Genomic DNA, 14,640 nt, shown 5'->3' with positions numbered 1-14,640 from the left:
CCAGGTAGTGGTGTGCTCTATACAATACCTAAAAAGTGTAGTTTAGGTGGCAATGGTAGAGTTTCAGTAACTAGTGAATATATTGCTGGAACAACTGCGATTAGTTTAGTTGAAACATCCACATCAGATGACCTTGAGGATTGGACTTCGTGGCAAACAATTGGACCAACAGGTGAATTAATTTCACCTAATAGAGCTTATATCCGCTATCGCATTACTTTAACGACAGAAGATGAAACGAAAACACCGAAACTAATAGAAGTTATATTGCATGATATCCCCAAACCCGCCTATGAAAAGCTTGGATTTGCTAGACCCGTGGTTTTGGATAGTAATGGGGCTTGGGATGCTGTTTTGGAAAATGCTTATGATGTTATTGTGACGAGTGAAATTAATGGAGCGGATATTTTAGAGTTTAAGATTCCTTTTCACGATTTAAAAAGGGAAAGTATTGAAAACGAAAAACAAATTCAAATCGTAGACGATGTGTATCGCATACGAACGATAACGGATGAAAAAAGCCAAGAAGGTAATATCATCACTCACGTATATGCAGAAGCAGATTTTTATGACTTAGCTTTTAGTACGGATAAACAGCCTATTGAATTTAATGCAGATACTGCTGATGTCCCAATGAAATATGCGTTAGAAGGAACGGAGTGGTCTGTTGGAAATGTGAATGTAACTACAAAGCGGACGTGGGAATCAGAGGAGAAAAATGCATTATCTATATTACGAGAAGTGCAAAACATCCATGGTGGAGATTTAATTTTTGATAGTGCGAATCGTTTAGTTCATTTACTGACATTTGGCGGGAAAGATAGTGGTGCGTTATTTAGTTATAGAAAGAATATGAAAAGTATTCAAAGAACAGTGGATACAAGAAGTTTAGTGACAAGATTATACGCATACGGTAAAGATGGCATGACATTTTCATCTATCAATAATAACAAAGCATATGTAGAAGATTATAGCTTTACATCAGAGGTACGGATAGCAACACTTGATGCCTCATCCTTTAGCAACCCTTATCAAATGTTAGAGTTTGCAAATATGAGATTAGGACAATATGCAAAACCGAGAGTGTCGTATGTTTTAACAGCAATGGACCTATCTGTACTAACTGGTTATGAACATGAGGAATGGGATCTAGGAGATATTGTTACCGTTAACGATAAAGAATTAAATTTACAAGTGAAGACTCGTATCGTACGCAGGCAGTACAATTTGCAAGAACCATGGAAAACAGTGATTGAATTATCGACAAAATTAAAAGAATTAGGTGATTCATCAGCCCAGTGGGATAAGGCTGCAGATATGCTACATGACACAGATGTGCTTGATCGGCAGGAAATAAAAGATTTAGTACCGTTTAATCATTTGAGAAATTCAAGGGCAGATGATGGATTTACGTATTGGGTGAATTCTGGTTTTACAGTTGACCCTAACAATGGTGCAAGCGGTGATGCATCTTTTAAAGCAGAAGGTGTTTTGGGAATGACGAAATCTATGTATCAAACCGTATATCCAGCAAATCGAAAGAATTATACTATATCCGCACAAATTGGTTCTGAAAATCTAGAGAAAGGGCCAAATGGGCAAGTAGGGATTGAAGTGGAAATTGAATACGAAGATGGATCGATTGAAAAGAGAATTATTGATTTATATTAGAGGTGTTTGAAATGGTTTTTTTTACTCAAACTGCACATGCAATTACTCCAAAAGGATCTGGGAAAATTAAGAAATTAACAATTCGATTATTTGTAAAAGATTGCACCGGGACAGTGTATTTTACAGATATTCTTTTGCAAGGTGGCTCAATCGCTACTGGGTGGGTTGGGCATGTATCAGAAATAAAGTGGACTCTTGATGGTTAGGTGATTCGAATGGCGATACAATTTACTCGATTTAGTGAAACGATACGTGTGAAAGAAGATAAAAGAGTCGTAAATGTAACTTTGAAATTGTTCGTTACAGACTGTACGGGGACGATTTATTATACAGATATACAACTTCAAGAAGGCGATAAGCTAACGGGATATGTCTTAAACACAGAAACCTCACTTGAAAAATATAGAGAAGAAAGCGGGGTTCTCCCAGTTCGTTTCTATAATGGAGTGGTTAGAAGTAAAGAAACGATTGTCATATTTAATCTGGGAACAACATCTGCAGGACTGGATTGTCATATCACACCCCTTCAATCAATGAAAGCAGGAAGTATTAAACTTTCGCAAGGATATGGATCCCACCATATGAAATTTAAAGCTGTAGCAAATCCAGATGACACATTTTCATTATTAGCTTCCACTAGAGAAGTATTGCGAAATCAAAGCAAAACAGAAAAAGAAGGGTTTTATCAATATACCGCAGCATCTGATAGTAAGCACATTGTAGAACTCGAAGAAGGAAAAGCAGCACGAGTTTTATTTGAATTCCAGGAAATGCAAGAAGGAAGTGGCAAGCAATGAGTCAATATCTAGAAGGCAAAAAGACAATGGTGTGGAGTTTCATGGGAAACGCAAGAATGTATGAGGCTTTAAACAAATACGGGGATAGGCTTGATACGGTAGGTATATTTACATTTGAGGTAGATATTACAGGTACTATTAAAGAAACAGGGACAAGTATATCGAGCATGATGCCATATATCAATAAATGGCCGCATATAAAATGGTTGCTAACAATCATGAATCATGGAACGGCATCAATATTTACAGCAATCAGAAATAACACAAATGGTGCAAAGGATAAGTTTTTATCTGAAATCGTTCGAATCATGAATAAGTATCCATGGTGTGATGGTGTTGATATTGATTTGGAACGTGGTGGTGGTTATGAAAATAAAGATGCTGCGAACCTCCTGTTTAAAGATATCTATCAAACTGTCAAACAACATGACTCATCAAAACTAGTCAATATCTGCTTACCTGGAATGACAGGGGTTCAAGGTTCTGTTGGTGGAGAAAACTGGTGTGTTTATGAAGACTTAGATCCTTATTGTGATACGGCTGCGATTATGAGTTATGGGATGGCTTGGGCGGGTTCCGCTCCTGGTCCAGTTTCCCCGCGAGATTGGTTGGAAGGTATTTATAATTATGCAACAAGCGTCATGTCTCCAAAGAAGATATTCTTAGGTCTTCCAGGTTACGGTTGGAACTGGCGAATTGATGATACACCTCAGAATTTAAATAGGGTTTATCGTGGTACGTCCAACACCTATTATGCTGCACAACTTTGGATGACAGGTGGTTATAACTTTACAAATGATGCACCACCGCAACCGATGATTCCTATCATTGCTTATTGGGATGATTACGATAAAGTCCCATGGGCATTGCCACATGTCTATGATTACATGGAAGGTCCAGATGCAGTTACGAGAACCAATCCATTAATTGCAGAAGATTATAACCGAAGAAGCTTTTTAACAGCGTATAGTAAACAACAAAAGACGGAGTTTGGAAATATATATATTGACCGTCAAGGCAGTAATTATGATAGTCATGCGGGAATTGTATCTGATTCTTCTCAGATGGTTACTCTCGGTGAAAACGGTGAAACGATATATAATTTCACATTACAATCTAGTGGAACTTATGACATTGCAGTAAGAATTGGTTTTCCATTTTGGGATAAGAATTCTATTAAGATATCAATTGATAATGATGAAACAACTATTAAAGAGAGTAGGCTATGGTGGCCTTATTGGAGAACAACTTGTTGGTTAACGTTAAAGAAGAATATATCCTTAACAGCAGGTGCACATACCATCAAAGTTAAAGCAGGAATACCTGGTGTACAGTTTTATGGTTTTAGAGTTTGCTCAGACTTTCAACAATCATCTAGCGCGGGTGAAGCGGAGTTCTTACTTGCACCTAGAAAGTTTAAAGGGGTAAATGGTCAAATGGTGGAACCAGATCGTGCATTTAAATTAACGACCGAAGTATTGAGAAGAAAACCAGACTCAGCCCTTATTTGGTACGAAGACTTCAGGGATGAAAATCCGCTACCTAGCAATTATTGGACAACCCTAAGCGGTGAATGGGAAGTATGGAAAAAAGATGATTTTAACAATCCACGTCCTTATGCACAGCTTGATGGAAAAGGTGAATTGACATGGAGATATTCAGATTTTAAAGATATACACATTAGAGCAAGAATTGGATTCCCACAAAACGGAAGTGGGAGAGCAGGAGTTTTTTGTGGAGATTTGTTTTGCTGTTTAAATTATACTTCTCAACGTCTAGAGTTGTATAAAAGTAATTCATTACTGGGTAGTTATAATGTTCAAATTGAACGAACATCAAACGCTAATTTACGAACTGCTCCTAATCTGTACACGATTGAAATGCGAATTCGTAATAATTCTGTCAGGGTGTATTCCGGGGCAGCAAACACATTCAGATTTAAAGTGGATATAAATGATTTCAGTGGAGGCTCTGCAGGAATTCGTTCAGATAACCGCATGATATCTGACTTACTTCGTTTAGGAGATGCATGGACATACGAACCATATGAAAGTGTAGATATAACTTTTCCAAATGGAAACACAGTAGAATTTGGAAGAATACCAAGAACAGGTGTTACTTGGGATAATGAGTTCCAAGTCTTTAAAGTAAATAATGATGTGGAAGAGATAAGCACAAGAAATGATGATATATCAATGGATTATGATTTCTTTCACTCACAAGAATTACCACTAATTGCGGGAAATGATTATACCGTCAAAATAAAACCAAAGGACATTAACCTTTGGATATCACGTTTATTTTTAGGAGATGCGGATGGTTTTTCAATTCTTTATTATCAAGATGTTGATAGCTTGGTTTATTGGGCAAATGAGGCAGCTTACAGGTGGAAATTACGAGGCATTGCCATTTGGTCATTAGGGCAGGAAGATATGCGAGTGTGGGAAGCATTACCCAAACAAATATGAATAATTCAAGGGTGTCTACAAAATGTGGACACCCTTTTTATATAGATGTTTTAAAACTGAAGGGGGAAATATTCTATGAAGGATATATGGAACTGGATACAAATCATCGTTACAGCACTAGGTGGATTTATTGGTTGGTTTTTAGGAGGGCTAGATGGCTTTTTGTATGCCTTGATCATATTGGTTGTTGCTGATTATATCACTGGAATTATGTGTGCAATTGTTGATAAGGAACTGTCTAGTGAGATTGGTTACCGAGGGATATTTAAGAAGGTATTAATTTTTATACTGGTAGGTGTCGGGCATATGATTGACACACATTTAATAGGGGATGGCAGCGTTCTTAGAACAGCAGTCATCTTTTTTTATTGCTCGAATGAAGGGATTTCCATGCTAGAAAATGCTTCACGCTTGGGTTTACCAATACCTGAGAAGTTGAAAAATGCACTTGCTCAGTTACACAATAAAGGAGGAAATGAATCATGAATTTAAAAAAGTTATATTTAACGAAGAATGAATGTTACAAAGCTGGAAGGAAAATCACACCAAAAGGAATTATGGTTCATAGCACAGGGGCAAACAATCCGAATTTAAAGCGTTACGTTGGCCCAGACGATGGATTGTTAGGAAAGAATCAATACAACAATCACTGGAACCAGCCACGTCCAGATGGCAGACAAGTGTGTGTTCATGCTTTTATCGGAAAGTTAAAAGATGGGTCGATTGCAACCTACCAAACATTACCTTGGAATCATCGTGGTTGGCATGCGGGTGGAGATGCGAATAATACACATATTGGTTTTGAAATCTGTGAGGATAACTTAACAGATAGAACTTACTTTAATAAGGTATATAAAGAAGCAGTTGAACTTGCTGCTTATCTTTGTAAACAATACAAACTAACGGAGAAAAATATCATCGGCCATTATGAAGGGTACCAGAAAAAAATCGCTAGTAATCATGGCGACCCACGTCATTGGTTTTCAAAACATGGTAAGTCAATGGATACGTTTAGGGCAGATGTGAAGAAGGAATTAGCGAAAGGTACGTCAACATCTAAACCATCAACTGGTGGAAAGAAACTATATCGTGTACAGATTGGTGCGTATAGTGTTAAAAAGAATGCTGATAAGCAGCTGGAAAAAGCAAAGAAAGCTGGGTTTAAAGATGCGTTTGTGAAGTATGAATAAATAAAAACAACCGAAGAGTAGTTAAACTCTTCGGTTGTAACTTAAATGACTATTTAATCTTCCACAATCGCGCCCTTCGTATTATAAGGTTAGCCAGTCTTTTCTGGTTGACCTATTTTTTATAGGTTTTATGATTAAGGTAGCCGGGGTAGGACGTTCGCGCCCGTGGGACATCGATCCCGTCCGCTATACCGTCCACCCTCTCCTTGTAGAAACATGTTTGAGGCTGGTTGGGACACAGATCCCGTATAACAAGCGAAGCTATGACACTACGAGCGATAAAGAGGCGAACCGGCAAATCTATTAAAAGGAGTGTGTTTGTATATGGACCCTGTAATCGGCTTGGATGTCGCTAAAGGTGAAAGTCAAGTTCAAGCCTTTTTACAAAGGAAAGAAACATATAAGCAAAGTTTTAAGTTTACTCATGATCTACCAGGACTTCAATCATTCCATAGATTTTATCAAGAGTTAGAAAAGGCTTCGGGTCAGCCTCCGGCTATTATATTTGAATCAACAGGACATTATCATGAACCTGTACTACATTTCCTTGAGGATAATAATATAGCGTATTATTTAGTTAATCCAGTGATTTCCTTTGAAGCTAGGAAAACTAATTTACGTCAAGTAAAAACGGATAAAGCTGATGCCTATCATTTAGGCGAGCTTTACTACAAAGAAGATCTGGAAATCTATCAAAAGAAAACTGAGAAGGCTCTTAATTTGCGTCTTTTAACGAGACAACACAGTGCTTTAACCGATAGTTATGTCCAGATAAAACTTCAATTTCAAGTAGCTATGGATCAGGTTTTTCCTGAGTATCACACTGTTTTTAGTGATTTATATGGCAAGCTATCATTGAACACTTTATTAAATTATCCTACGGCTTTAGACGTTCATAAAGTCGCTGATGAGAAGTTAGCTGAAGAGATGCGTCAATTTGGAGCTAGACGTTCACATGAATGGTTTTTAGACAAGGCACGGAAGCTAAAGGATGCGGCAAAACGCAATCCATTTCAGTCTCAAATTAGCTATGGGCAACTTATCAGCTTGCGTATGTATATCCGTATGCTTTTCCAATATCAAGAGCATCTCTCAAAATTATTAAAAGAAATCAGTATCTTAGCTAAGTCTTTTGAAGAATACAGATTAATCCAATCCGTACCTGGCATCGGAGATAAGATTGCTGCAACAATCATCTCTGAAATCGGTGATATCAACCAATTTGAGAACCCTAAAAAGGTAGTAGCCTATGCAGGATTGGATCCATCCGTTTTTGAATCTGGCAAGTTTAAAGCCTCTATCAATCGAATTACGAAAAGAGGTTCATCGAGATTGAGACAAACGCTATACACGACTGTTCAATGTGGTTTAGCCAAAGGAAGAAATAAAAAGCTCATAGCCTTTTATGAACGGAAAAGAAACGAAGGCAAACCACACAAAGTTGCTCTTATTGCTTGTGCGAACAAGCTTGTTCACTGGCTGTATGCCATGTTAAAACGTCAAGAAGTCTTTGTAGATCAAGTGTAATCAACTTTATCCCTTTACGTTTTTTTCCTTTAAATCAAAAGGCTTATTAAGTATGCCTACTTTTAGTGTAACATGCTTTTTAAAACTTTTTTAGCATTAATTGTTGACAGCTATTAGCTGGTATAATGGAACAAAAAGATTTGAATTCCTGTTATAAAAAAAGGATCAATTTTGAACTCTCTCCCAAAGTTGATCCCTTAACGATTTAGAAATCCCTTTGAGAATGTTTATATACATTCAAGGTAACCAGCCAACTAATGACAATGATTCCTGAAAAAAGTAATAACAAATTACTATACAGATAAGTTGACTGATCAACTTCCATAGGTAACAACCTTTGATCAAGTAAGGGTATGGATAATAAACCACCTACAATTGCAATACCTGTTCCCTCTGATAAAAAGCTGGTAAAGTTAAGCAAACTCATTCCAGCACCAGCTTCCTGCTGTTTCAAGCTACTTGAAACAATTGTTGATATAACTGTTTTGGTGAACGAAAGCCCACCTAAAACAAATACGATTATAATTGTCATGAACCATGATGTTGTTTCTAAAAGAAAGGAAGCAGTTAAAAAGCTAACAGAAAGAAACGTAACTCCGATGTTTAACACGTATAAAGGACCTCTTCTATCAACAAGTATCCCACCAATGTAGCCGAAAATAATGACACTCATTGTTCCAGGGAAAATAATTACACTTCCGATTTCGGCAGTACTTAGCTGGTGAACATCTTTCATCATATAAGGAACCATAGAGACAAACCCTGCTACTGTTCCAAATATAATTCCCCCACAAAGAACTCCAATCATAAAAGGTATATTTTTCCCTAATCCGGGATCAACAAAAGGATCTGTTACTTTCCTGATATGTTTTACAAATATCAGGAATGACAGCACGCTAACGATAAGAAAAGAAATGCTATATGATGTTGTAAACAACATAAAAAATACAATGCCTACAGACATTAGTATAATTCCTTTGATATCAAAATGACCTTTTATCCTTACTTCTTTCTTTAATAATTTCATAAGAAACGGAACAGTGATAATTGTTATCATAGGAATGAGTAGAAGATAGGACCAATGAATATAATGGGCTATCATTCCACCAATCGCTGGACCGACTCCTTCTCCCATGGCTACTATCGATCCAATAAGACCAAATGCTTTACCCCTATTTTCCTTTGGAATATAGCGCGCAACTACAACCATTACGAGTGCTGGAAATGCAGCTGCACCAGCCCCTTGAATAAAACGAGCCATAATAAGTAAGGAAAAGAAAGAATGGCCAACAAACCCAATTACCGACCCGAAACAATTTATTATAATTCCAAATAGGAGTAACCTTTTGATGCCTAATTGATCAGATAGCTTTCCATATACAGCTGTTCCAATGGAAAAGGTTAACATAAAGGCTGTGTTCACCCAGTTTGTACTCGCAGGTGGTTTATTAAAATCATTTGCAATATCAGGTAATGAGACGTTCAAAACCATTTCATTTAATACGCTAAAAAAAGATAAAATGCAAAGCCAAATTAAAATTTGGTTGTGTCGTAAATTCGATTGTGAATAGGATGTATTCACATTTCACCCTCCAATAATGAGGGCAGACGTAGTTTATAGGGTTAATGATACGCTTCCCTCTTTTAATTGAACCCTGTTACATTCATTACACTTCATAATTAATTCCTCCTAAACTTGATTAAAACATTTTACCACATATAAACTAAGTTTTAAATTCAGTATTTCATCACTTATACAACAATATGGCCCGTTTGTTGAATAATCTACTTTCATTATATCTAGAACTTCAATTACATATCAACTATTAATCAACATATTACAGAAATAAGGGTTCGAATTCCCACTTTTTTTCGCATATAGGTAGAAGACTATTTAGGAGGAAAACCATATGCGAATGACACAACTCTCATCTGAGCATCAAACACCTAATCATAAACCATCAAAACCAACTGAAGGACAACTTCAAAACGAACTTAATTATCATCTTGCTGAAAAAATGCTCATGAAACTACGTGAAAAAGAACTCATTTCAAAGGAAGAATTCAATCAAATAAGCAAATTAAATCGTCAAAAATTCAATCCCTTATTAGGCCCTTTAATGTGCGATAAACCTTGATATAACAGTGGTCTAACGCTAATATGTCACATACAAGAAAAAGGGGTGAGTGGATGAGAAAGATAACAACACTTGATATGACAACATTTTCAGTAGTAAAACCGAAACAAAAGGTCGCTGCCTATATACGAGTGTCAACATCGAATGAGGATCAATTGATTAGTTTAGAAGCACAAAGACGACACTACAAAATTTTAATTGAAAATAATGATGAATGGCAACTCGTTGATATTTATAGTGATGAAGGCATCACAGGGACCAAAAAGGATAGACGATCAGGATTACTTCGATTAATATCTGACTGTGAAAAAGGAAAGATTGACTTCATTTTAACGAAATCAATTAGTCGATTTGCGAGAAACACAATTGACTGCTTAGAGTTAGTCAGAAAATTGATGGACTTAGATGTTCACATTTATTTTGAAAAAGAAAACATCAATACAAATTCTATGGAAAGTGAACTCATGCTTTCAATTTTAAGTAGCCTTGCAGAAAATGAATCAGTGTCACTTTCCGAAAACAGTAAATGGTCGATTAGACAACGATTCAAACGTGGAACCTATAAATTATCATATCCACCATACGGTTACCATTATATCGATGAACAAGTAGTTGTAAATGAAGAACAAGCAAAAGTAGTCAAACGGATATTTAATAGTGTGCTTAAAGGAGTGGGAACAGAGCGGATTGCCAGGCAGTTAAACGAAGAAGGTATTCCGACAAAACGAAATGGCAATTGGACAGGGTCTACGATACGTGGAATTGTTAAGAACGAAAAGTACACTGGGGATGTTCTGCTTCAAAAGACTTTTACTGATGAGCATTTTAACCGAAAAATAAATCAAGGTGAATTGGATCAATACCTAATTGAAAATCACCATGAAGCAATCATCACACATGCTGATTTTGAAGCCGCTAATCGGATGCTAGAATATCAAGCAAGCCAAAAGAATGTAGCTGCTGGAAGTAGAAAGTATTTAAATCGCTATCCTTTTTCAGGAAAGATTGAATGTGCGGAATGTGGCGATACCTTTAAAAGAAGAATTCACACTTCCACGCATAGTAAATATATCGCTTGGTGCTGTTCTACACACATTAAAAACAAAGATAAATGTTCGATGCTTTTTATAAGAGAAGAACGTATTCATCAGGCATTTATTACGATGATGAATAAGCTAAAGTTTGGTTATAGTTATGTATTAATCCCACTATCCAAACAACTAGAAACGTCAAACCAAGATGAAAACTATCAAATGATTACCGAAATAGAAGAACAACTCGAAGTTACAAAAGAAGAACTAAATACATTAATTCAATTAATGACAAAAGGGTTTTTAGAACCAGCAATTTTTAATGAACAGAAAATCGAATTGTCCCAAAGACACATGAAGTTAAAAGAAGAAAGAGAGCAGTTACTGTATTTAATCAATGACGGTTCAAATCAGCTAAGTGAAGTGAAGTGGCTCATTAAATATTTTAAGCAAGGAAAATTCAGAGATGCATTTGATGAAGAATCTTTTCAAGATATTGTAAAAAAGATAATTGTATATTCACCAAATGAGATAGGATTTCATTTGAATTGTGGCATTACATTAAGGGAGGGGGTTAAGCGCTGATGGCACATACACCTTTTGGATATGCAATAGTAAACGGAAAAATTGAAACTCATGCCAGAGAATCTGAGCAATTAAAGCTTTTAATCCAGTCATACTTATCTGGAAAATCTTTAGCTAATGCAGCAAAGGATTCTGGTATCAATCGATCACATGGTGGAATTACTAGAATATTAACAGATGAAAGGTATCTGGGAAATGAAATATTTCCTAGCTTAATTTCAAAAGAGCAATTTGAAAAATTGAAAGAAGAAAGGTTTAAACGAGCGAAGAAGCTAGGTCGATTAAATAGAACAAAAGAGAAAGAATCATTTACACCACCATTCGCATTTACAATCGGAAAAGTGGAGGATAAATACGACAATCCCATTAAACAAGCAGAATATGTATATAGCTTAATAAAAGAAGAGGTGACTTAAAATGACCTTAGCAAGAAGCGTAACCGTTATCCCAGCGAGAAGAAGAACAAGAAATGTTGATGCAGAGGAAAAGAAAAAATTAAAAGTGGCAGCTTATTGTCGGGTATCAACGGATAGCGAAGAACAAGCAACTAGTTATGAAGTTCAAGTGGAACACTACACTACCTATATTCAGAACAATCCTGAATGGGAACTTGCAGGAATCTATGCAGACGATGGCATATCTGGAACAAACACAAAAAAGCGTGAGCAGTTTAATAAAATGATTGAAGATAGCATGAATGGAAAAATCGACATGATTATTACAAAATCCATCAGTCGATTTGCGAGAAACACGCTGGACTGTTTAAAATACATCAGGCAATTGAAAGATAAAGAAATACCTGTCTTTTTTGAAAAAGAGAATATTAACACCATGGATGCAAAAGGTGAAATTATGCTCACCATCATGGCATCCCTAGCACAACAAGAAAGTCAGTCACTTAGCCAAAACGTAAAACTAGGAATACAATACCGATACCAGCAAGGTGAGGTGCAAGTGAACCATAATCGCTTTCTAGGCTATACCAAAGATGAGAACAACAAACTAGTCATTAACCCAGAACAAGCGAAAATCGTTAAACGGATTTACCGGGAATATTTAGAAGGAGCAAGTTTAGTTCAAATAGCACGTGGACTTGAAGCGGATGAAATACTTACCGCAGCTAAACGGTCTAAGTGGAGACCGGAGTCGATTAAAAAGATACTGCAAAATGAAAAATATATTGGGGACGCATTACTTCAAAAAACATATACCGTAGATTTTTTAACGAAGAAACGAGTTGTCAACAATGGTCACGTTCCACAATACTATGTAGAAAATAATCATGAAGCCATCATTCCAAGGGAAATTTATCTACAAGTTCAAGAAGAAATGATGCGAAGGGCAAATATACGAAATGGAAAAACAGGAAAGAAACGTGTGTATAGTAGCAAGTATGCATTGTCGAGTATTGTATTTTGCAAAGAATGTGAAGATGTCTTTCGAAGGGTTCATTGGAATAATCGCGGATGCAGGTCCATTGTATGGCGGTGCGTCAGTCGACTAGAGAGAAAAATACTTCTTTGTAGTGCAGAAACAATCAGAGAAGATGAACTTCACCAAGCAATAGTACAAGCCATCAATGAAGTGCTGGGAAACAAAGGAGATTACCTGAATATATTAATAGAAAATATTGAAACTGTGTTAAATGAAAATGCGGATAAACCAACAGCTGACATTGATGAAAAATTAGAAGGACTTCAAATGGAATTGCTTAGGCTTGCAAACTCAAAAGAAGATTACGAGGATGTAGCAGAAGAAATATACCGATTGCGGGAGCTGAAGCAGGAGGTCATGATGAAAAATGCAGCACGAGAGGGGCTCAGGCAACGAATTGACGAAATGACAAAGTTTTTAAAAGAGCAACCGCAGCAACTTGAAACGTATGATGATTTACTTGTAAGGCGATTGATTGAGAAAATAACAATTCATGAAAGACAATTAACAATTGAATTTAAATCGGGGATTGAAATTGAAAAAGAAGTATGAAAAAAGCTTTAATTTATCTTTTTCATGTTTAAGAATTTTAATTTATGGGGGTGATTAATTATATTACAACTAGATTACAGTAAAGAAATGAATCCTGTATATAGTCGGATGAGACTGCAATGAGAAAAGAGAGAAATAAAAGCTTGTATACACGAAAATAGCTGGAAATATAAATTTAATGAATAGATAACTTTAACCTCGAATTTATCGAATATAACAACTAAGCAACCAACAATCCTCAAAGATGGTTGGTTGCTATAATTTATCAAACTATCGAAATTTTATAAGAATCCAAGGCATTCGATTATGTATTTTGAGATGGGTATAGTATATTTAGTTTTTCTCTTACAGAATCAACAAGGCCTAGGGTAAATTCTCTTTTGCTGTTTTTAGTCCAAGTACCATTTTCTATATCCTCATTATAGGCATTCATAATACTTGGAATTATTTCTATAAAGGAATTTAACAGGATTCTTGGGGTCTTTTCCTCATCGTGTAATATCATGTATTCACCTGTGTAGCTTTCTACCAGAATGTCGAGTTGGGAGTTCTTTGAATAAAATCTTAACTCTAAAGTTTCGGATCCCCGAATGATACGGGCTTCAACCTCAGTCATGACATCCATTTCAACTAAAAATGACAGTGAACTTAGCATATTCATAATTTCATTACCGGAACCAGAAAGAATTGCCTGTTTTTGACTTCCTTCGCCTTTGAAACCGGTTATTCGATTAATCTTTAGAGAGTCTTCTTCATCTAATATGGTGGAACCATTCATAAAACGGGATAATAACCAAATGAAGAAATCCTCGGTGATGTTAAATGATTGTGCTTCAATTATTTTATTTTTATCTGAATTATTTATTACTCGTAAAATCCTTAATGCTGCTGGACCTCTGGCTTTATCTACAAGATATTGAGTCCGTACTCCATCAGTATAAATTACAATTCTACCGAACGTTTTCTTTAATCTTTCAGCAGAAATAGGATTTGATTCTTGTCCGGCTATAACAGTATCATACTCATATTTTATGTAATTAAATGTAAACTCAGTACCTTTAATTTTAATTTTTTGATTCTCATCGTAAACTTTGGAAACTTGATACAATAGTGGTTCATTTGTAAATGGATCAATTTCATCAGTCCGCCAACTCTTGAAATTTAAGATGTTATGTAAAATATCATCCATTGATATGAAAGAACCGTTATCATCTGTTAAATTATCTATATATTTACTGAACAAAAAT

The 14,640-nt window shown here is 35.9% G+C and carries 14 protein-coding genes; 11 read left to right on the top strand and 3 right to left on the bottom strand.

The window, feature by feature from the left end; all coding sequences use genetic code 11:
- From WKT09_RS10300 to WKT09_RS10270, 7 genes are all read left to right on the top strand, one after another.
- Positions 1–1,671 (top strand): phage tail protein (locus WKT09_RS10300; protein ID WP_340415942.1); only part of this gene is annotated, 1,671 nt, incomplete at its 5' end.
- 11 nt (positions 1,672–1,682) lie between these two features.
- Positions 1,683–1,877: a hypothetical protein gene (locus tag WKT09_RS10295; RefSeq protein ID WP_123317351.1), complete on the top strand. Its 195-nt coding sequence runs from the start codon at positions 1,683–1,685 to the stop codon at positions 1,875–1,877.
- A gap of 9 nt (positions 1,878–1,886) precedes the next feature.
- Entirely contained in the window at positions 1,887–2,468 is a 582-nt protein-coding gene (locus WKT09_RS10290) for a hypothetical protein (protein WP_190279553.1), read from the top strand.
- Positions 2,465–4,936, top strand: a complete 2,472-nt coding sequence (locus WKT09_RS10285; RefSeq protein WP_340415941.1) for a glycosyl hydrolase family 18 protein — start codon at positions 2,465–2,467, stop codon at positions 4,934–4,936. Before WKT09_RS10290 ends, WKT09_RS10285 begins: the two co-directional genes overlap by 4 nt.
- Positions 4,937–5,011: 75 nt before the next feature.
- Entirely contained in the window at positions 5,012–5,422 is a 411-nt protein-coding gene (locus WKT09_RS10280; RefSeq protein WP_123317353.1) for a phage holin family protein, read from the top strand.
- Positions 5,419–6,126, top strand: coding sequence for an N-acetylmuramoyl-L-alanine amidase (locus WKT09_RS10275; RefSeq protein ID WP_078756237.1), 708 nt, complete (start codon positions 5,419–5,421; stop codon positions 6,124–6,126). The genes WKT09_RS10280 and WKT09_RS10275 overlap by 4 nt, the downstream gene beginning before the upstream one ends.
- Before the next feature lie 324 nt (positions 6,127–6,450).
- Positions 6,451–7,653 carry an IS110 family transposase gene (locus WKT09_RS10270; protein ID WP_340415940.1) on the top strand — a complete coding sequence of 401 codons (1,203 nt, stop codon included), beginning with the start codon at positions 6,451–6,453 and terminating at the stop codon, positions 7,651–7,653.
- Positions 7,654–7,858: 205 nt separating this feature from the next.
- On the opposite strand, the gene tet(L) is transcribed toward WKT09_RS10270, so the two are convergent.
- Positions 7,859–9,235: a tetracycline efflux MFS transporter Tet(L) gene (tet(L), locus tag WKT09_RS10265; RefSeq protein WP_001574277.1), complete on the bottom strand. Its 1,377-nt coding sequence runs from the start codon at positions 9,233–9,235 to the stop codon at positions 7,859–7,861.
- Between the two features lie 33 nt (positions 9,236–9,268).
- Complete coding sequence (locus WKT09_RS13830) at positions 9,269–9,331, bottom strand: tetracycline resistance efflux system leader peptide (RefSeq protein ID WP_012779615.1); 63 nt, start codon at positions 9,329–9,331, stop codon at positions 9,269–9,271.
- A 232-nt stretch (positions 9,332–9,563) separates the two neighbouring features.
- On the opposite strand from WKT09_RS13830, the gene WKT09_RS10260 reads away from it, so the two are divergent.
- The 4 genes from WKT09_RS10260 to WKT09_RS10245 are packed head-to-tail and all read left to right on the top strand — an operon-like array spanning position 9,564 to position 13,393.
- Complete coding sequence (locus tag WKT09_RS10260; protein WP_123317354.1) at positions 9,564–9,791, top strand: SHOCT domain-containing protein; 228 nt, start codon at positions 9,564–9,566, stop codon at positions 9,789–9,791.
- Positions 9,792–9,844: 53 nt separating this feature from the next.
- Entirely contained in the window at positions 9,845–11,407 is a 1,563-nt protein-coding gene (locus WKT09_RS10255) for a recombinase family protein (protein WP_340415939.1), read from the top strand.
- On the top strand, positions 11,407–11,823 hold the full coding sequence (locus WKT09_RS10250) for a recombinase family protein (protein ID WP_257455500.1): 417 nt from the start codon (positions 11,407–11,409) through the stop codon (positions 11,821–11,823). The genes WKT09_RS10255 and WKT09_RS10250 overlap by 1 nt, the downstream gene beginning before the upstream one ends.
- Position 11,824: 1 nt before the next feature.
- Entirely contained in the window at positions 11,825–13,393 is a 1,569-nt protein-coding gene (locus WKT09_RS10245) for a recombinase family protein (protein WP_340415938.1), read from the top strand.
- Positions 13,394–13,697: 304 nt separating this feature from the next.
- Here WKT09_RS10245 and WKT09_RS10240 read toward each other — a convergent pair whose 3' ends face one another.
- The gene (locus tag WKT09_RS10240; protein ID WP_340415936.1) at positions 13,698–14,636 is read right to left on the bottom strand and encodes a hypothetical protein; all 939 of its coding nucleotides are present in this window, start codon (positions 14,634–14,636) and stop codon (positions 13,698–13,700) included.
- Positions 14,637–14,640 lie beyond the last annotated feature (4 nt).

The organism is Pseudogracilibacillus sp. ICA-222130 (genome assembly GCF_037892545.1).
Classification (GTDB): Bacteria; Bacillota; Bacilli; order Bacillales; family Amphibacillaceae; genus Pseudogracilibacillus.
This window is presented reverse-complemented; position numbering and strand designations above follow the sequence as displayed.